Consider the following 16,856-nt stretch of genomic DNA (forward strand, 5'->3'; position numbering starts at 1 on the left):
ACACATGGCCTGTCGCATCCGGCGCAAAGAAAAGGGCGCCCGAAGGCGCCCTTTCGATGCGGCGATCGCACCCGCTCAACGGGCGCCGAACACCTGGTCGAGCTTGGCGCCGGAGAGGAAGTGGTCAGCATTGGCCTTGTCCCAGCCGCCGAACACGTCTTCCACCTTCACGAGGCGCACCGGAGGAAACTGCTCCTTGAATTTGGCCTCCACCTCTTTGTCCACCACGCGGTGATAGGCCTTGGCGGCCACCGTCTGGCCGGCGGGGGAATAGAGGAATTCGAGATAGGCGGTGGCCGCCGCGCGCGAGCCGCGCTTGTCCACCACCTTGTCCACCACCGCCACGGGGAATTCCGCCAGCACGCTGACCGAAGGCACCACGGTGGCGAGCTTCTTGTCCTTGTAGACGTCGGCGATGGCGCGGGTCTCGGCCTCGAACGACACCAGCACGTCGCCGGTCTCGCGCTCGACGAAGGTGGTGGTTGCGCCCCGTCCGCCGGTGTCGAACACCGGTACGTTGGCGAGTAGCTTCTTCACGAAGGCGTCGGCCTTGGTGGTGTCGCCCTTGTTCTGCTCCAGCGCATAGGCATAGGCGGCCAGATAGGTGTAGCGGGCGTTGCCCGAGGTCTTCGGGTTGGGGAAGATGACCTTCACGTCGTCGCGGACGAGATCGTTCCAGTCCTTGATGCCCTTGGGGTTGCCGTCGCGCACCAGGAAGGCGGGGAAGGAGTAATAAGGCGAGGCGTTGTTGGGGAACTTCGCCTGCCAGTCCTTGGCGACGAAGCCCGCCTTCACCAGCGCCTGCACGTCCAGCACCTGGTTGAAGGTGACGATGTCCGCCTCCAGCCCCTCAATGATGGCCCGCGCCTGGCGCGAGGAGCCGGCGTGGCTCTGGTTCACGGTGATGTCCTTGCCGGTCTTCTGCTTCCACAGCGGCACGAACTCCGCATTCTCCGCCGTGAACAGCTCGCGGGAGATGTCGTAGGAGACGTTGAGCAGCGTGTTCGGCCCGCTATAGGCCAGCTCCTGGGCGAGGGCGGCGGAGATGCTGCCGGCGCTGACGCCGGCGGCGAGGGCGCCGAGCGCGACGGGGAACAGGGAACGGCGGGTCAGCATCAGGAGGCTCCGGGCGTTTATCAGTTTATCTGCGTGGAATTTTAATTCACGCTTGTAAAATGCGTAGCACACCCATTTCCCATTGGGAATATGGATGATCGCCCCGCCCCCTCGCCTCCCGCACGCGTGATCCCTTCGAGGCGCACAAGCCGCCCAAACGCAAAACGCCCCGCACGGAGGCGGGGCGTTTCACGGAACGGGTTCGGAGCCGGTCAGGCGGCGGCGTCGCGCTTGTTCTGGCGGTTGCTCACCAGATCCTCCACCACGCCGGGATCGGCGAGCGTCGAGGTGTCGCCCAGGTTCTCGAACTGGTCCTCGGCGATCTTGCGCAGGATGCGGCGCATGATCTTGCCCGAGCGCGTCTTCGGCAAGCCGGGGGCGAACTGCACCAGGTCCGGCGAGGCGATCGGGCCGATCTCCTTGCGCACCCAGTTCACCAATTCCTTGCGCAGTTCCTCGGTCGGGGCCACCCCGTCCATGAGCGTCACATAGGCATAGATGCCCTGGCCCTTGATGTCGTGCGGGAAGCCCACCACCGCCGCCTCCGACACCTTGGGATGGGCCACCAGCGCGCTTTCCACTTCCGCCGTGCCCATGCGGTGGCCGGAGACGTTGATCACGTCGTCCACGCGGCCGGTGATCCAGTAATAGCCGTCCGCATCGCGGCGGCAGCCGTCGCCGGTGAAATACTTGCCCGGATAGGCGGAGAAATAGGTCTGCTCGAAGCGCTCATGGTCGCCATAGACCGTGCGCATCTGGCCCGGCCAGCTCTCGGCGATCACCAGGTTGCCCTCGGCCGCGCCTTCCAGCACCCGGCCTTCCGCATCCACCAGCTCCGGCACGATGCCGAAGAACGGCTTGGTGGCCGAGCCCGGCTTCAGCGCCGTGGCGCCGGGCAGCGGGGTGATGAGGATGCCGCCGGTCTCGGTCTGCCACCAAGTGTCGACGATGGGGCAGCGCCCCTCGCCCACCACCCGGTGATACCAGTGCCAGGCCTCCGGATTGATCGGCTCGCCCACCGAGCCCAGCAGCCGCAGGGAGGCGCGGCTGGTGGTCTTCACCGGCTCCTCGCCGGCCTGCATCAGCGCGCGGATGGCGGTGGGGGCGGTGTAGAAGATGTTGACCTTGTGCTTGTCGATCACATCCCAGAAGCGGGAGACGCTGGGATAGTTCGGGACGCCCTCGAACATCAGCGTGGTGGCCCCATTCGCGAGCGGGCCGTAGACGATATAGGAATGGCCGGTCACCCAGCCCACGTCCGCCGTGCACCAGTAGATGTCGCCCTCGTGATAGTCGAAGACGTAATGGTGCGTCATGGCGGCATAGACCAGATAGCCGCCGGTGGTGTGCAGCACGCCCTTCGGTTTGCCGGTGGAGCCGGACGTATAGAGCACGAACAGCGGGTCTTCCGCGTGCATGTGCTCGGCCGGGCACTCGTCGGTGACCATTTCGGCCGCCTCGTGATACCAGACGTCGCGGCCCGGCTGCATGTCCACCGGAGCGCCGGTGCGGCGCACCACCACCACATGGTCCAGCGGCGCGTCGAGGCGGGCGATGGCCGCGTCCACATTGGCCTTCAGCGGCACCTTGCGGCCGCCGCGCAGGCCCTCGTCAGCGGTGATGACGATCTTCGAGTCGCAGTCGGAGATGCGCCCCGCCAGGCTGTCCGGCGAGAAGCCGGCGAACACGATGGAATGCACCGCGCCGAGCCGCGCGCAGGCCAGCATGGCGAACGCCGCCTCGGGGATCATCGGCAGGTAGATGGTGACCCGGTCGCCCTTCTGAACATCCCGGTTTCTCAGGACGTTGGCGAACTTGTTCACCTCGGAGGCCAGCTCGCGATAGGTGATCTTGCGGCTCTCGGCCGGATTGTCGCCTTCCCAGATGATCGCCACCTGGTCGCCGCGCGTGTCCAGGTGCCGGTCGACGCAATTGTAGGCGACGTTGGTGATGCCGTCCTCGAACCATTTGATCGAGACCGAGCCGGGCTCGAACGAGGTGTTCTTCACCTTGGTATAGGGGTGGAACCAGTCGATCCGCTTGCCGTGCTCGCCCCAGAAAGCGTCGGGATTCTCGACGGATGCCTTGTACATGGCCTCGTAGCGGGCCTGATCCACGAAGGCGCGGGACGCCCATTCGGCCGGCACGTGGAAATAATCGCTCTCGGACATTGTCCCTCGCCTCCCCGTTCGCGGGCTGGACCCGCTTGCTTAGCGTTCGGCGGCCGCGATCAGCCGCGATCCACCGCCTGTCTTTTGGCAGGATTATGGTGAGCGCCTCGGGCCACCACAAGCCAAGGCGCCCTGAGACTTTGGGCGGATATGGCCGGCACAACATCCGTTGCGCACCAACGCCTCGCGCGTCGCCCGGCGGCTTTGACGCACCCCGGCCGGCTGGCTCGCGCGTCCGATGCCGCTATAGAAAAGGCCCGTCGCGCAAGGAGTTGCACCCATGACCCTGTGGCCTCGCCTGCTCATCCTGTGCGCCGGCCTATTCGGCGCCGCCGGGGTCGCCCTGGCGGCGGTGTCGGCCCATCTGACCGGCGGCGCATCGCTGGCCACCGGGGCGAATTTCCTGCTGTTCCATGCCGCGGCCCTGGTCGGGCTCGGCACGCTGGCCGCCGGCCTGACGCGCGGACGGGTGCCGCTGCTGGTGGGCGCCTCGGCCATCTGCCTCGGAACGCTGCTATTTTCCGGCGATCTGGCGGCGCGGGCCTTGATGGACATCAAGCTTCTGGGCGGCTCGGCGCCGTTCGGCGGCACGGTGATGATCGCCGGCTGGCTGATGACGGCCTTCGCCGGACTGCGGGCGAAATCGTGATTTGAATTTAAATTCAATAACTTACGTCGGATCATCGCGCCCGCTCAGGCGGCGCGGGGGCGCCAGACGCCGGTGCGCTTGATCTCCAGGTCCTCCAGCTCGCGCGTCACCGGAACCTCATATTCCGCAAGCTTTTCAAGCTCCTGGCGGGGCAGGTAGCTGCGGCCGGGATCGCCGATCAGCACCAAAGCGCCGCGCGCCGCCAGCCCCTTCAGCCAGCCGAACACGGCGGCGGCGAGGTCGCGCTCATAGCAGATGTCGCCGGCGAGCACGGTCTCCCAGCCCGCGTCGGTGCCGATGAGATTACGCGTTTCGACACACAATTTCCCACCGTTCGACGCGGTTTTTACGCCGTTCGACACACAGTTCACCACGATGGCCGCGTGGGCGAACACGTCGATGTCGGCGCAGGTCACCTCCGCCGCCCCGGCGCGGGCGGCGGCGAGCCCGACCAGCCCGGAGCCGGAGGCGAAATCGAGCACCCGGCGCCCGTCCACCGTCTCGGGGTGATCGAGCACATAGCGGGCGAGCGCCTGCCCCCCGGCCCAGGCGAAGGCCCAGAACGGCGGCGGCAGGCCGAGCGCGCCCAGCTCCTCCTCGGTGCGATACCAGATCGGCACCGCCTCGTCGGCCACATGCAGGCTGATCTCCGGCACCAGCGGCACCGGGCGCAGCCGCGTCTCGGCGCGGACGAAGGCGAGGGGATCGAGGGCGGCGGCGGAGGGGGGCACGGTCATGGGCCGGACAGTGGCCCAGGGCGGGGGCGGAGGGAAGGGGTGGAGCCACGGGTTTGCGCCAGGAGCGGTCCATGAGAGCTGATCGCGAGCGCAGCCATGCCGCGGCCGCTCCCGGCTCATCGCAAGCGCCGGCTAGGTCCGCTCCCTTATCGTTGGCGTGGCCCGCCGGCTTGCCGATGCCCCGACGCGCGCCCCACGTGGGAAGCGCACACGCCGCATCAGCCTTGGCGCGACAAAAAGGGCGCAACGAGGAAGCGTTCAGTCCCGCGCTTGATTGCCGGGCAACGAAACGCCAGATTGAGCGTTGTCTGACGATGGGCAACACGGCGCATCGCTCTAGCTTGGAAGGTATCGTCGATGAAAATCTTGTCGGTACTCAAAGTCGGCCTCCTCGCATTGGCCGCGCTCATCGGCGCCGGCTCGATGGCGAGCGCCGCTGACGGCTCGATCAGCATCCGCATTGTGAAGGCCGGGTTCGTTGTCGGCGGCTCAGCCGGTGACGGCGTGCTGACCTTTCAGGGCCGCAAATATCCGCTCTCCGTCGGGGGGCTGAGTTATGGCTTCACCTTCGGCGCGTCCGAGACGCGCTTTCATGGAAAGGTCAGGAATATCCGCCGCGCGTCTGACGTTTCCGGCGTCTATGCCCAGGGCGGTGCCGGCGCCGCCCTGGTAAAGGGCGCGCAAGTTGTCGTTCTCACCAACCAGAACGGCGCCGTTCTGGAGCTGACCGGCGAGCAAACGGGCGTCATCGTCAGCCTTGATCTGAGCGGGCTGGCGTTGTCGCTGAAGTAAGGGTTCCCTCCTCACCCCTCCCCCCCGCCAGCCCGGCCATCGCGGCGCGCAGGCGGGGGACGGTCCAGTCCAGAAAGCAGCGGACCTTCAGCGCCAGCGGCTCGGCCGGTGCGTAGATGAGGGTGACCGGCAGCGGCTCCGGCGCGAAGTCGGCCAGCAGTTCCTGCAACCGCCCGGTCCGCAGTTCGTCGGCCACCTGGTAGGACAGCACGCGGACCAGGCCGAGATCGGCCAGCGCCGCCTGGATGGCCGCCTCCGTCGTGTTTACCGAAAGCTTCGCCCGCGGCTCGACCGCGAAGGCCGCGCTGTCGCGGCGATAGCGCCATTCCGGGGCGACGGCGAAGCCCTGGAAGCTGATGCCGTCATGCGTGGCGAGGTCCTCCGGCCGGCGCGGAACGCCGTGCCGGGCGAGATAGGCGGGGCTGGCGCAGATGACCCGGCGCACCGCGCCCACGCGCGCGGCGATCAGCGTGCTGTCCGCCAGATGCCCGATGCGCAGGGCGACATCCACATGCTCGTCCGCCAGGCTGACCTGCCGGTCGGTCAGCGTCAGCCGCAGGCTGATCTCGGGCTGCGCCTTCAGGAAGCCCAGCGCGACAGGCAGCAGATGGCGCTCGCCGAAGGCGATCGGCGCGGTGACATGCAGCCCGCCGCGCGGCGCGCTGGTTTCGCCGGCGGCGGCGCGCTCGGCCCCGTCCAGATCGTCCAGGATCCGCCGGGAGGCGGCGACGAAGGCGCGCCCCGCATCGGTAAGGATGAGCCCGCGGCTGGTGCGCACCACCAGACGGGCGCCCAGGTGCTGCTCCAGCTCGGACACCTTGCGGCTGACGGTGGCGAGCGGCGTGCGCAGGTGCCGCGCCCCCGCCGACAGGCTGCCCGCCTCCACCACCGCCAGCAGCACCGACATGGCCTCGAACCGATCCATCGCGCCTTCCGGAATTTGAGAGGTGAAGTCCCACAATCCCACGATACTGCGTCCGATATGGATGTCCTAGCGTGATCTCCAGGCGGGCGGGGCCGGTCCGGAGGACGGAGGTTCCGCTCGCGCCAATGGCCACACGGAGCACACCATGCCTCAGCTCTCCCGCCGTGCCTTTGCGGGCGGTCTTCCCCTCGGCCTCCTCGGGGGCGGTCTCCTCGGGGGCGGCCTCTCCGCGCTCGTCGCCCCGGCCGCGAGCCTCGCGGCGGCGCCCAAGGCGGCCGGCGTCACGCCGCTGGCGCAGATCCGCGTCGGCCGCTTCACCGTGACCGCGCTCACCGACGGCTATGCGGACATGCCCTACACCTATTTTCCGGGTCGCTCGGCGGCCGAGGTCGAACAGGCGGCGACGGCGCAGTTCGTCGCCCGGCCGAGCGGCGTCCGCTTCGTCTTCAACCAGTATCTGATCGAGGACGGCGACCGGAAGATCCTGCTCGACACCGGACCGGCCGGCTCGATCGGCCAGACCGGCGCGCTGCCGCAGGCGCTGGGAGCGCTCGGCCTGCAACGCAGCCAGATCGACGCGGTGATCGTGACCCACATGCACGAGGACCACATGGGCGGCCTGGTCGCCGGCGGGCAGAACAATTATCCCAATGCCGAACTCTATATCGACCGGCGCGACGTCATCCACTGGACCGACCCGGCCAAGCGCAACGGCGCGCCGGATTATCTGGCGAATAGCTTCCGCATGTCGGCGGAGGTGGTGCGGCTCTATCCCCGGCTCCAGGCGATCGACGGCGCGCGCCAGATCGCGCCCGGCATCACCATCGTCGACCTGACCGGCCACACGCCCGGCCATATCGGCGTGCGCATCGAGGACGGCGGGCGCAGCCTGATCATGGTGTCGGACATGCTGTTCCCGGTGGTGCATCCGGCCGCCACGGACGTGGGCTTCGTGTTCGAGCAGGACCGCGCGGCGGCGCAGGCGATGCGCCAGCGCTTCTTCCCGCTCGCCGCCTCCGAAGGCGCGCTGGTGGCGGCGACGCACATGCCCTTCCCCGGGCTCGGCCGCATCGTCTCGGATCGCGGTCAGCTGCGCTGGCAGGGCGCGGACTGGGCCTTGCAGACCTGAGGCGCCCCGGCGGCGACGCTTCCCACGCGCCTCTCAAGCCCCCTCGTCGTCCGCCCGGCGGCGTGCCTACCCCCGCTCCGGCGCGTATTCCGCCACCATGCGGCGGATCAGGCCTTCCAGCCATTCGTAGCCGGCGTCCGGGCTGCCGGCGCGGCGCACGCTCACCATGGGATAGCCCGGCACGTCCACCGGCAGGGGCAGGACCTCCAGGCCGAAGGCGGCGGCGTGGCGCACGGCGAGGCTGCCGGAGACGGTGGCGACAGCATCGCCCCAGGCCACGGCGTCGAACACCGCCAGCCCCAGGGGCAGCGCCGCCACCACCCGGCGGGAGAGGCCGCGCGCCTGGAGCACCGCGTCCACCGCCCCGGTGAAGCGCCCGGTGAAGGACACCACCAGATGGTCGGCGGCCAGATAGCCGGCGAGATCCAGCGGGGGAAAGCGTGGATGGCCCTGCCGGGCCACCGCCACATAGCGCTCGGCCCACAGCTCGGCCGCCGCGAAGCCGTGCGGCACGGCGGGAAAGTCGCCGATGGCCATGTCCACCTCGCCCCGCGTCAGGGCGTCGAGCGCTTCCTGCCCGGCCAGGAAGCGGAACGACAGGCGGGCGTTCGGCGCCTCCTGCCGCAGCCGCTGGGAGAACGGCCCGGCCAGCACGGTGGACACCAGGTCCGGCCCGGCGAGGCGGAAATGCCGGGTGGAGGCGGCGGGGTCGAAATCGCCGGGCGCGCCCTTCAGCGCCTCCGACAGGCGCAGCATCTCCACCACGATGGGCAGCAGCTCGCGGGCGCGCGGCGTCGGCGTCAGCCCGTCCGGCCGGCGCTGGAACAAGGGATCGCCCATCAGGTCGCGCAGCCGGCGCAGGGCATGGCTCACGGTGGACTGGGTGAGGCCCAGCCGGCGCGCCGCCGCCGTGGTCTGGCCGGTGGCCATCAGCTCCCGGAACACCAGCAGCAGGGCGCCGTCGACCCGGCGGATATGGTTGATATCGATATCCATCTAGAGAGCGAATTCATTAGCAGACATATCGCGACGCGGCGATAGTCCGCCGCCTGGACGTCCCCCGCAGGCGGGGGGCGGCGGCAGGACGGGCCTGCCATGGAGGGATGTGCCATGCGGATCGCCATTCTCGGGACCGGCCGGCTGGCCCGCGCGCTCGGCGCCCACTGGCGCGACGTGGGCCATGAGGTGCGCCACGGCGCGGCAACCCCCGCCCGGCCCGCGCCCGCCGAAGCCGACACCCTGCCCCTCGCCGTGGCGGCGGCCGGCGCCGATATCATCGTTCTCGCCTTGCCCTGGGCCGGCGTTCCGGCCGCGCTGGCCGCCTGCGGCGACCTCGCCGGCCGGGTGCTGATCGACGCCACCAATCCGCTGGTCATGGGGCCGAACGGCCTGGAGTTGGCGGTGGGGCCGGACACCTCCGGCGGCGAGCAGGTGCAGGCCCTGGTGCCCGGCGCGCAGGTGTTCAAGGCGCTGAACCACATGGGCGCGGCCTTCATGGCCAGGGCCACCGCCGGCGGCCGGCGGCCGGTCACCACCGTGGCCGGGCCGGAAACCCCGGCGTTGGCCCGCGTGCTCGGCCTCATCGCCGACCTCGGCTTCGATGCCCGCCACGGCGGCGAACTGGCCATGGCCCGCCTGCTGGAGCCGCAGGCCATGGTGTGGATCCGCCTCGCCTTTTCCGGCCGGGACCCGGAGGAGGCGGACTGCCCCTTCCGGGGCCGCACGACGGCGCCCGCTTAGAGCACGTACCGTTCAAATGGCATCGCCATTTGAACGGTAAAACGTTCTCTATCAAAGTGTTAGAGAGCGATTCCCCAATCAGATTGATGCAATCTGATCGGATCGCGCTCTAGGGTTCCCACCGCATTAATGCTCGAACCGGGATAATCTCTGCCGCCAAGGCCAGATTATCCCGGACGCAGCAAGGGCTATTTCAACTCTCGACAACGGGGCGCTCCTGAACGTCCCGGCCGAGAAAAGGAATACTCCCATGCGTACGATCTCTTATGCCGCCTTGGCCCTTGCCGCCGGCCTCGCCTTGTCGGGCGCCGCCCAGGCGGACGAATACATCTCCGCCGCCAACCGCGCCCAGTATGCGGTGAGCGCCCAGGGCTTCCTGCCCCAGGTGAAGGCCCAGGCGCAGGCGAAGGCCCCGGCCCAGCGGGCGAACGAGACCCTGCTGCCCGCCGCCGCCCGGCCCATGGCCGGCACCACCGCCCGCGCCACCGCCCGCGCCACCGTGATCCCGGTGCAGAACGCCGGCCCCACCGTCAGCCCCTTCGCGGCCGAGAACCCCCATTGGGGCCCGGCGCCGGACGGCTCCCTGCCCATGCGGTGACCGCGCCGGCCTCCAGGGCATGCCCGGCTTTGAGCGCTTCCTAATCCAAGCAGAACGACACTCTCTATCAATGATTTGGAGCATTTCAGTGTTTCCATGAAACATTGAAATGCTCTCGCTGCATCGCGCAGAACGCGAAACGGGGCGGGCGGAGACATCCGCCCGCCCCGTTGCGTCTGGGGGAAAATGTCGTTCTGGGCGCCGGCCTCAGGGCAGGCGCGCCAGGGCCGCCTCCATGGCGTCGGTCTCCAGCACCCGGGCCTCCAGGGCCGCGGGAAACAGCGGGTCGCGCCGCCATTCGGACAGGATGCACCATCCGTTCACAACGCTCGCCACCTCCAGCGCCATGACCTCGCGGCCATGGGGCTCGGGCGCGGCGTCCGCGCCGCCGGTCTCGAACACCGCCTCACCGCGCGCGCGCAGCAGGATCGCCCGGGCGAGGACCCAGGCGCGCACATCCTGCCGGTCGGCGGGGAATTCGCACAGGAGAACGACGGCCATGATGCGTCAGCCGTTGCGGAAGGCGTAGGCGTAGCCGTTCAGGGCCGGGGCGCCGCCGAGATGGGCGTAGAGCACCTTCGAGCCTTCCGGGAAATAGCCCTTCTTCACCAGGTCCACCATGCCCTGCATGGATTTGCCCTCATAGACCGGGTCGGTGATCATGCCTTCCAGCTGGGCGGAGAGGCGGATCGCGTCCTTGGTCTCCTCGGAGGGGACGCCATAGGCCGGATAGGCATAGTCTTCCACCAGCACCACGTCGTCCTCGACCAGGTCCTGGCCGAGTTCCACCAGGTCGGCGGTGCGGCGGGCGATCTCCAGCACCTGCGCCTTGGTCTGCGCCGGGGTGAAGGAGGCATCGATGCCGATCACCTTGCGGGCACGGCCGTCTGCCGCGAAGCCCACCAGCATGCCGGCATGGGTGGAGCCGGTGACGGTGCAGACCACGATATAGTCGAACTTGAAGCCGAGCTCGGCCTCCTGGGCGCGCACTTCCTCGGCGAAGCCCACGTAGCCGAGGCCGCCATACTTGTGCACCGAGGCGCCGGCCGGGATGGCATAGGGCTTGCCGCCCTTGGCCTTCACGTCGGCGATGGCGTCTTCCCAACTCTTGCGGATGCCGATGTCGAAGCCCTCGTCGCACATCTGAACGTCCGCGCCCATGATGCGCGAGAGCATGATGTTGCCGACGCGGTCATAGACGGCGTCCTCGTGCGGCACCCAGGCTTCCTGCACCAGGCGGCACTTGAAGCCGATCTTGGCCGCCACCGCCGCGATCATGCGGGTGTGGTTGGACTGCACGCCGCCGATGGACACCAGCGTGTCGGCATTCGAGGCGATGGCGTCGGGGATGATGTATTCGAGCTTGCGCAGCTTGTTGCCGCCGTAGGCGAGGCCGGAATTGCAGTCCTCGCGCTTGGCGTACAGCTCCACCTTGCCGCCGAGATGCTCGGTCAGGCGCGAGAGCTTCTCGATATGGGTGGGGCCGAAGGTGAGCGGATAGCGCTCGAATTTTTCCAACATCTGCGGGCCGTCCGGAAGGTGGTTTTTGACCGGCCGGACTCTAGCAAAGGCCGGATGGAAGGTGCTTCCGAAGTTTGCGTTTCCTATGGCGAATGACGCATCCAGGCTTGACAAGCCAACCAGCTTCTTCCGTTTATAAAGCTATTAACGGAAGAATCTTCCATGGCCGATGAACTGGACCGGACCGACCTCAAGATCCTGCGCCTGCTCCAGGCGAACGGGCGGCTCAGCAATGCGGACCTGGCGGCGGCGGCGGCGGTGAGCCCGGCCACCTGCCACCGCCGCACCCAGCGCCTGTTCGAGGAGGGCTATCTCACCGGCGTGCGGGCGCTGGTCGCCCCGCACAAGGTGGATCGCGGCACGCTGGTGATGGTGGGGGTGGTGCTGGACCGCTCGACGCCGGAGAGCTTCGGCGCCTTCGAGGCGGCGGCGGCGAAGCTGAAGTTCGTGCTCGACTGCCATCTGGTGGCCGGCGACTTCGACTATTTCCTGAAGATCCGGGTCGGCGACATGGCCGATTTCAACCGCATCCACGGCCAGCAGCTCATCGCTTTGCCCGGCGTGCGCCAGACCCGCACCTTCTTCGTCATGAAGGAGGTGGTCGACAACGCCCCGCTGGAGTTCTGAGCGGGCCGGTCACGCCGTGCGTTGACCGGCGGGCCGGACGGGGTGTATTTTGGGACCAGATCGTTGGTCTTGAGCGTGAGACAGCCAACGCCACCCACGCCAGCGGGTCTTTCCCGGATGGGAAGGATAGCCCTTGCGGGCGAAGCGCTTCGCTCCGAGGCTTATGCCGGATGGCCCCGAAAGGGGCCATTTCCGTTTCAGGGCAGGACCTTCGGCCGCCGGCGGTTTCGGTCGTGACGCTTCGGCGGATGCCGCCCTTCGCACCGCAGCGTCACCAGATGCCGAAAGCGCACCTGCCCGAAGGTGTCGGGCACCTTGCGGTCACATGGGTAGGCTGAGCGCACGCGCAGATGCAGATCCACCGGCAGGCCGCTCACCTTGTCCAGCGTGAACACCACCGCGAACAGCGTCACGAGGCCGTCGCGATCGAGCTGGGGAATGAGGGCGAACCTGTCCTATCCACTCAGCAGCCAGACCTGTGCGGCCGGCAGCCCCTCGATCCGGGGCCGCAAGCCGAGCGAAAAGCCATAGCGCGCGTCACAGATATAGCCCGGGCTGCGGCTACAGCCGGGAAATGGAATGGGCCTGGCCGACGGCGGCACGTCATCCCGGGTAAAGACATGATCGCTGAAGGACACCAGCAGACACCGCCGCCGCCCTGCCGAATCCTCCATCTCGAAGCAGAATTCGTCGAGATGGCTGAACGTGTAGGTCCTGTCGCCGGCGGTGAACGGCGGCCAGGGCGGCTGAAAGAAGGGAGGAGGCATGCAAGCCCTACCGGGTTTCCGGCCCTACTCCACCACAGCCAAGCCCGAGATCAAACGGCCATTCACCCCTGCGCCAGCGCCAGGATGATGTCCCATTCCTCCTCGCGCACCGGCTGCACGGAGAGGCGCGAGAACTTGATCAGCGCCATGTTCTCCAGGCGCGGCTCGGCCTTGATGGTGGCCAGCGTCACCGGGCTCTTCAGCGGCTTCACCGCCTTGATGTCCACCATGCCGAACTTGCCCGTGGCGTCCGAGGGGTCGGGATAGAATTCGCGGATCACCTCGACGATGCCGACGATCTCCTTGCCTTCGTTGGAATGGTAGAAGAAGCCGGTGTCGCCCAGCTTCATGGCCTGGAGTTGCTGCTTGGCGAGATGATTGCGCACCCCGTCCCAGTGGGTGCCCTTGGCGCCGGCCTTCACCTGCTGGTCCCAGGACCATTTGAACGGCTCGGACTTGTAGAGCCAGTGGGCCATGCGGGATCTCCTCGAACGAACGGGTGCGGCGGCCCTCCGGCTTTACCCAGTGCCGCCCGGTGCTGGCAAGAGACCCCAGGGGGATGCCCCGACAGAGGCCCTTAAGAGACGCCCTCGCGATAGGCCGCCCAGGCAAGGCCGGCCGGATAGCCGACGCTGAACAATTGGATCCGCTCGAAACCGGCCTCCATCACGAAGGCCCACAGGTCGGCGCCGAACTCGGTCCGCACCACCCAGTCGCCGCGCTTCTCCTCGGCATTGCCGTGGTAGCTCGGCGCCAGCCCTTCGCGGCTGCGGCTCATGCGGCCGATGATGACGGGGGCGGTGAAGCACAGGGCGCCGCCGGGCCGCAGCACCCGCCGGCATTCGGCCAAGGCGTGGATCGGGTCGGCCACATGCTCCAGCGTGTCGGAATGCACCACCACGTCGAAGCTGCCGTCCGCGAACGGCAGCGCGTGCATGTCCATCTCGGGATAGGCGCCGAACACATGCCCCGGCATCCGCTCCAGCGTGGCGTGCAGGTTCCCCGCCGTGTTCACTTCCAGCACCTTGAAGCCGGCCGCCGCGGGCGAATCCACGAAGGCGGACAGGGTATCCTCGCTGCGGAACACCGAGAGCAGCGCGGAGGCCAGCGCGACGGAGCGCAGATTGGCGCGGCAATCGCCGCACCTCTCGCCCTGCTGGCGGTCGATATAGTCCACCTCGGCCGGGGAGATCTGCCATTCGTCGATGAGGCGCTGCCACAGGACCTCGCGCCGCCGGAACGTCGTCCCGCCGCAGATGGAGCACCTCGTCGCCGGTCGCACGTTCAACTCTCCTCCATGCCGCCGCCCGCCTGGACCGCGCCGCGGGCCGCATGCTAGAGCACGCGCCGATCAGCTTGCAGTTGATCGGATAACGCGTTCTCTATCACCACGTTAGAGGGCGATTCACCGATCAGATCGGTTCAATCCGATCGGATCGCGCTCCAGCGTCGCCACCGATTCTGCGGGGATCGTGCAGATATAGCGTATTCGCGGCAGGCAGATGAAGTCTTGTTCAGCAGAATTCAGCGCCGCGCCGCCGAGTCCGTCTAGAGCCCGCCAATCTCCCAGATAAATGCCCGCACCGTCACCGACTTCCGAGGCTAAAATGGTTTATGAACTCGCCGTGATCTCCGTGAAGCCCGGCCAGGAAGCCGAGTTCGAAGCGGCCGCGCGCCAGGCCATCGCGCTGTTCCAGCGCGCCAAGGGCTGCACCGGCATGGAGATCCGCCGCTCGGTGGAGACGCCGACCGAATACCACCTCAGCGTGAAGTGGGCGACACTGGAGAACCACACGGTGGATTTCCGCGGCTCCGAGGACTTCCAGGAATGGCGCCGTCTGGTCGGCCCGTTCTTCGCCGTCCCGCCCCAGGTGCAGCACCTGGAGACCACGTTCGTCGGCTTCTGAGGCCCGCTTCTCTGGAACGGCGGGGTTCGCGTTGCGCGCGGCCCCGCCTACGCCTCGGCCCGCTGCGGCCGGGCCATCAGCGCCTCGATGGCGCCTTCCACCGAGAGCCGGCTGGCGAGCACCGCGTCCACCGCCGCGCAGATCGGCATCTCCACGCCCTGGCCCGCCGCCATCGCCACCAGCGCGCTGGCGGTGAAGGCGCCTTCCGCCAGCTTGCCACTCTGCGGCACCGTTCCCGTCTCGCCCAGGGCGAGGCCGAAGGCGAAGTTGCGCGACTGCGGCCCGCCCGCCGTCAGGATCAGGTCGCCCAGCCCGGACAGGCCGGTGAGCGTATCGCTCCGCGCGCCGAACGCCCGGCCGAAGCGCAGCAGCTCGGCGAAGCCCCGCGCGGTCAGTGCCGCGCCCGCGCTCGCCCCGAGCCGGCGGCCGGCGACGATGCCGGCGGCGATGGCCAGCACGTTCTTGGCCGCGCCGCCGATCTCCACCCCGCGCACGTCGGTGGAGTGATAGAGCCGGAACGAGGACGAGCCCAGCGCCGCCGCCAGATCCTGCGCCATCCCGGCGTCCGCGCCCGCCAGCGTCACGGCGGTGGGCAGGCCGCGCGCCACGTCATGGGCAAAGCTCGGGCCGGAGAGCACCATGGGCAGCGCCGTGGGCGCGGCGGCGGCGATGATGTCGCTCATGAAGGCGGCGGTGCCGCGCTCGATGCCCTTGGCGCAGGACACCAGCGGCGTGCCCGGCGCCAGCCGGGGGGCGAGATCCCCCGCCACGGCGCGGCACACCTGCGCCGGCACCACCAGCAGCACCGCATCCGCCGCGGCGGCCGCGGCCAGGTCGGCGGTGGGGCGCACGCGTTCCTCCAGCGCCACCCCCGGCAGGCCGCGCGGGTTGGCGCGCGTTTCCGCCATCTCGGCCACCTGGACGGGATCGCGCGCCCATAGTGTGACGGTGCGCCCGGCGCGGGCGGCGGCATTGGCCAGCGCCGTGCCCCACGCCCCGGCGCCGACGACGCCGATATGTTCGAAAGTAGTCATGCGGAAACGCTCATACGGCGCTCACGCCCGCGCGGTGGCGGGCGCCGGGTCCAGCGGCCAGCGGGCGCGGGGGCTCAGGCTCAGGGGGTCGGTGAGGCCGCGGGCAAGGCGCTCGGCGCCTGCCCAGGCGATCATCGCGCCATTGTCGGTGCACAGGACCGGCGGCGGCACCGCCAGCCGGGTGCCGAGATCAGCCGCCAATTTGTGCAGCGTGTCGCGGATGGCGCCGTTGGCGGCGACGCCGCCGGCCACCACCAAGGCGGTCGGGCCGGAGCCGAGCCGCTCGCGGAACACCCGCGCGCCCGCCCGCACCCGGTCGGCCACCACATCCACCATCGCCGCCTGGAAGCCGGCGCACAGGTCCGCCACGTCCTGGTCGGACAAAGGCGCGAGGCGGTCCGCCTCCAGCCGCACGGCGGTCTTCAGGCCGGAGAGGGAGAAGTCCGGCTCGCGCCGCCCGAGCAGCGGCCGGGGAAAGGCGAAGCGCTGCGGATCGCCCGCCGCCGCCTGCTTCTCCACCTCGGGGCCGCCGGGATAGGGCAGGCTCAGCATCTTCGCCACCTTGTCGAAGGCTTCGCCAATGGCGTCGTCCAGGGTGGTGCCGAGGCGGCGGTAGCGTCCGACATCCTCCACCGCCAGCAATTGGGTATGCCCGCCCGACACCAGCAGCAGCAGATAGGGGAAGGCCACCCCGTCGGTCAGCCGGGCGGTGAGGGCGTGGGCCTCCAGATGGTTGACCGCCACCAGCGGGCGGCGGGCGGCCAGCGCCAGCGCCTTGGCCGTGGTCAGGCCGACGATCACCCCGCCGATGAGGCCGGGGCCGGCGGCGGCGGCGATGGCGGCCAGATCGTTGAAGCCGACGCCGGCTTCCTCCATCGCCTGGGCGATGACATGGTCTAGCACCTCCACATGGGCGCGGGCGGCGATCTCCGGCACCACGCCGCCATAGGGCGAATGCGCCTCGATCTGCGAGCGGATGACGTTGGAGCGGATGTCGCCCGCCCCGGAGGGGGAGCGCGCCACCACCGCCGCTGCGGTCTCGTCGCACGTGGTCTCGATCCCGAGCACCAGAAGATCCGCCACCGGCCTGTGCCTCCTTCATGCCGGAGCCCGCCGATGCCGACGCATCGCGAGGTCCGGTGC

Annotated in this window: 20 protein-coding genes; 7 read left to right on the forward strand and 13 right to left on the reverse strand. The window is 69.0% G+C overall.

Annotated elements, in window-relative coordinates; genetic code table 11:
- Positions 1-75 precede the first annotated feature (75 nt).
- Positions 76-1,113 carry a sulfate ABC transporter substrate-binding protein gene (locus tag YU1_RS0110530; RefSeq protein ID WP_425339145.1) on the reverse strand — a complete coding sequence of 346 codons (1,038 nt, stop codon included), beginning with the start codon at positions 1,111-1,113 and terminating at the stop codon, positions 76-78.
- A gap of 215 nt (positions 1,114-1,328) precedes the next feature.
- The gene (gene acs / locus YU1_RS0110535) at positions 1,329-3,287 is read right to left on the reverse strand and encodes an acetate--CoA ligase (RefSeq protein WP_029004030.1); all 1,959 of its coding nucleotides are present in this window, start codon (positions 3,285-3,287) and stop codon (positions 1,329-1,331) included.
- A 280-nt stretch (positions 3,288-3,567) separates the two neighbouring features.
- Here acs and YU1_RS0110540 point away from each other — a divergent pair, with 280 nt between their 5' ends.
- Positions 3,568-3,936: a DUF423 domain-containing protein gene (locus YU1_RS0110540; RefSeq protein WP_029004031.1), complete on the forward strand. Its 369-nt coding sequence runs from the start codon at positions 3,568-3,570 to the stop codon at positions 3,934-3,936.
- Positions 3,937-3,980: 44 nt separating this feature from the next.
- Here YU1_RS0110540 and YU1_RS0110545 read toward each other — a convergent pair whose 3' ends face one another.
- Complete coding sequence (locus YU1_RS0110545; RefSeq protein ID WP_029004032.1) at positions 3,981-4,673, reverse strand: class I SAM-dependent methyltransferase; 693 nt, start codon at positions 4,671-4,673, stop codon at positions 3,981-3,983.
- A gap of 357 nt (positions 4,674-5,030) precedes the next feature.
- On the opposite strand from YU1_RS0110545, the gene YU1_RS0110550 reads away from it, so the two are divergent.
- On the forward strand, positions 5,031-5,465 hold the full coding sequence (locus tag YU1_RS0110550; RefSeq protein ID WP_029004033.1) for a lipid-binding SYLF domain-containing protein: 435 nt from the start codon (positions 5,031-5,033) through the stop codon (positions 5,463-5,465).
- Here the strand turns inward: YU1_RS0110550 and YU1_RS28980 are convergent.
- On the reverse strand, positions 5,425-6,390 hold the full coding sequence (locus YU1_RS28980; protein ID WP_084539798.1) for a LysR family transcriptional regulator: 966 nt from the start codon (positions 6,388-6,390) through the stop codon (positions 5,425-5,427). The two genes, YU1_RS0110550 and YU1_RS28980, sit on opposite strands and share 41 nt — an antisense overlap.
- A gap of 145 nt (positions 6,391-6,535) precedes the next feature.
- Between YU1_RS28980 and YU1_RS0110560 the strand changes: the two genes are divergently transcribed.
- A complete protein-coding gene (locus YU1_RS0110560; protein ID WP_029004034.1) occupies positions 6,536-7,519 on the forward strand; it encodes an MBL fold metallo-hydrolase in 984 nt (327 codons plus the stop codon).
- A gap of 66 nt (positions 7,520-7,585) precedes the next feature.
- Here the strand turns inward: YU1_RS0110560 and YU1_RS28985 are convergent, their stop codons facing one another.
- Positions 7,586-8,515, reverse strand: coding sequence for a LysR family transcriptional regulator (locus YU1_RS28985; RefSeq protein WP_051356728.1), 930 nt, complete (start codon positions 8,513-8,515; stop codon positions 7,586-7,588).
- A 114-nt stretch (positions 8,516-8,629) separates the two neighbouring features.
- On the opposite strand from YU1_RS28985, the gene YU1_RS28990 reads away from it, so the two are divergent.
- Positions 8,630-9,259 carry an NADPH-dependent F420 reductase gene (locus tag YU1_RS28990; RefSeq protein WP_051356729.1) on the forward strand — a complete coding sequence of 210 codons (630 nt, stop codon included), beginning with the start codon at positions 8,630-8,632 and terminating at the stop codon, positions 9,257-9,259.
- Between the two features lie 250 nt (positions 9,260-9,509).
- Positions 9,510-9,857 (forward strand): hypothetical protein, encoded by a 348-nt coding sequence (locus YU1_RS0110575; RefSeq protein ID WP_029004035.1) that lies wholly within the window; start codon positions 9,510-9,512, stop codon positions 9,855-9,857.
- A gap of 207 nt (positions 9,858-10,064) precedes the next feature.
- On the opposite strand, the gene YU1_RS0110580 is transcribed toward YU1_RS0110575, so the two are convergent.
- Positions 10,065-10,358 carry a hypothetical protein gene (locus YU1_RS0110580; RefSeq protein WP_029004036.1) on the reverse strand — a complete coding sequence of 98 codons (294 nt, stop codon included), beginning with the start codon at positions 10,356-10,358 and terminating at the stop codon, positions 10,065-10,067.
- A 6-nt stretch (positions 10,359-10,364) separates the two neighbouring features.
- On the reverse strand, positions 10,365-11,378 hold the full coding sequence (locus tag YU1_RS0110585; protein ID WP_029004037.1) for a 1-aminocyclopropane-1-carboxylate deaminase: 1,014 nt from the start codon (positions 11,376-11,378) through the stop codon (positions 10,365-10,367).
- A gap of 162 nt (positions 11,379-11,540) precedes the next feature.
- Here YU1_RS0110585 and YU1_RS0110590 point away from each other — a divergent pair, with 162 nt between their 5' ends.
- The gene (locus YU1_RS0110590) at positions 11,541-12,005 is read left to right on the forward strand and encodes an Lrp/AsnC family transcriptional regulator (protein WP_029004038.1); all 465 of its coding nucleotides are present in this window, start codon (positions 11,541-11,543) and stop codon (positions 12,003-12,005) included.
- A 197-nt stretch (positions 12,006-12,202) separates the two neighbouring features.
- On the opposite strand, the gene YU1_RS0110595 is transcribed toward YU1_RS0110590, so the two are convergent.
- The 4 genes from YU1_RS0110595 to YU1_RS34380 form a co-directional block, all read right to left on the reverse strand.
- Entirely contained in the window at positions 12,203-12,418 is a 216-nt protein-coding gene (locus YU1_RS0110595) for a hypothetical protein (RefSeq protein ID WP_029004039.1), read from the reverse strand.
- 42 nt (positions 12,419-12,460) lie between these two features.
- On the reverse strand, positions 12,461-12,772 hold the full coding sequence (locus tag YU1_RS0110600) for a hypothetical protein (RefSeq protein WP_029004040.1): 312 nt from the start codon (positions 12,770-12,772) through the stop codon (positions 12,461-12,463).
- 62 nt (positions 12,773-12,834) lie between these two features.
- Positions 12,835-13,248: an EVE domain-containing protein gene (locus YU1_RS0110605; RefSeq protein WP_029004041.1), complete on the reverse strand. Its 414-nt coding sequence runs from the start codon at positions 13,246-13,248 to the stop codon at positions 12,835-12,837.
- A 101-nt stretch (positions 13,249-13,349) separates the two neighbouring features.
- Positions 13,350-14,054, reverse strand: a complete 705-nt coding sequence (locus YU1_RS34380; RefSeq protein WP_035714852.1) for a class I SAM-dependent methyltransferase — start codon at positions 14,052-14,054, stop codon at positions 13,350-13,352.
- Between the two features lie 325 nt (positions 14,055-14,379).
- Between YU1_RS34380 and YU1_RS0110615 the strand changes: the two genes are divergently transcribed.
- Positions 14,380-14,679, forward strand: a complete 300-nt coding sequence (locus YU1_RS0110615) for an antibiotic biosynthesis monooxygenase family protein (protein WP_029004043.1) — start codon at positions 14,380-14,382, stop codon at positions 14,677-14,679.
- Positions 14,680-14,726: 47 nt separating this feature from the next.
- On the opposite strand, the gene YU1_RS0110620 is transcribed toward YU1_RS0110615, so the two are convergent.
- Positions 14,727-15,713 carry an NAD(P)H-dependent glycerol-3-phosphate dehydrogenase gene (locus tag YU1_RS0110620; protein ID WP_029004044.1) on the reverse strand — a complete coding sequence of 329 codons (987 nt, stop codon included), beginning with the start codon at positions 15,711-15,713 and terminating at the stop codon, positions 14,727-14,729.
- A 21-nt stretch (positions 15,714-15,734) separates the two neighbouring features.
- A complete protein-coding gene (gene tsaD, locus YU1_RS0110625; protein WP_029004045.1) occupies positions 15,735-16,796 on the reverse strand; it encodes a tRNA (adenosine(37)-N6)-threonylcarbamoyltransferase complex transferase subunit TsaD in 1,062 nt (353 codons plus the stop codon).
- Positions 16,797-16,856 lie beyond the last annotated feature (60 nt).

The organism is Azorhizobium doebereinerae UFLA1-100 (genome assembly GCF_000473085.1).
GTDB lineage: Bacteria > Pseudomonadota > Alphaproteobacteria > Rhizobiales > Xanthobacteraceae > Azorhizobium > Azorhizobium doebereinerae.

Bases quoted from the DNA above. Each gene is read 5' to 3' on its own strand.
- acs (WP_029004030.1), bottom strand. From the start codon at position 3,287: ATGTCCGAGAGCGATTATTTCCACGTGCCGGCCGAATGGGCGTCCCGC.
- YU1_RS0110540 (WP_029004031.1), top strand. From the start codon at position 3,568: ATGACCCTGTGGCCTCGCCTGCTCATCCTGTGCGCCGGCCTATTCGGC.
- YU1_RS0110545 (WP_029004032.1), bottom strand. From the start codon at position 4,673: ATGACCGTGCCCCCCTCCGCCGCCGCCCTCGATCCCCTCGCCTTCGTC.
- YU1_RS0110550 (WP_029004033.1), top strand. From the start codon at position 5,031: ATGAAAATCTTGTCGGTACTCAAAGTCGGCCTCCTCGCATTGGCCGCG.
- YU1_RS28980 (WP_084539798.1), bottom strand. From the start codon at position 6,390: ATGGATCGGTTCGAGGCCATGTCGGTGCTGCTGGCGGTGGTGGAGGCG.
- YU1_RS0110560 (WP_029004034.1), top strand. From the start codon at position 6,536: ATGCCTCAGCTCTCCCGCCGTGCCTTTGCGGGCGGTCTTCCCCTCGGC.
- YU1_RS28985 (WP_051356728.1), bottom strand. From the start codon at position 8,515: ATGGATATCGATATCAACCATATCCGCCGGGTCGACGGCGCCCTGCTG.
- YU1_RS28990 (WP_051356729.1), top strand. From the start codon at position 8,630: ATGCGGATCGCCATTCTCGGGACCGGCCGGCTGGCCCGCGCGCTCGGC.
- YU1_RS0110575 (WP_029004035.1), top strand. From the start codon at position 9,510: ATGCGTACGATCTCTTATGCCGCCTTGGCCCTTGCCGCCGGCCTCGCC.
- YU1_RS0110580 (WP_029004036.1), bottom strand. From the start codon at position 10,358: ATGGCCGTCGTTCTCCTGTGCGAATTCCCCGCCGACCGGCAGGATGTG.
- YU1_RS0110585 (WP_029004037.1), bottom strand. From the start codon at position 11,378: ATGTTGGAAAAATTCGAGCGCTATCCGCTCACCTTCGGCCCCACCCAT.
- YU1_RS0110590 (WP_029004038.1), top strand. From the start codon at position 11,541: ATGGCCGATGAACTGGACCGGACCGACCTCAAGATCCTGCGCCTGCTC.
- YU1_RS0110600 (WP_029004040.1), bottom strand. From the start codon at position 12,772: ATGCCTCCTCCCTTCTTTCAGCCGCCCTGGCCGCCGTTCACCGCCGGC.
- YU1_RS0110605 (WP_029004041.1), bottom strand. From the start codon at position 13,248: ATGGCCCACTGGCTCTACAAGTCCGAGCCGTTCAAATGGTCCTGGGAC.
- YU1_RS0110615 (WP_029004043.1), top strand. From the start codon at position 14,380: ATGGTTTATGAACTCGCCGTGATCTCCGTGAAGCCCGGCCAGGAAGCC.
- YU1_RS0110620 (WP_029004044.1), bottom strand. From the start codon at position 15,713: ATGACTACTTTCGAACATATCGGCGTCGTCGGCGCCGGGGCGTGGGGC.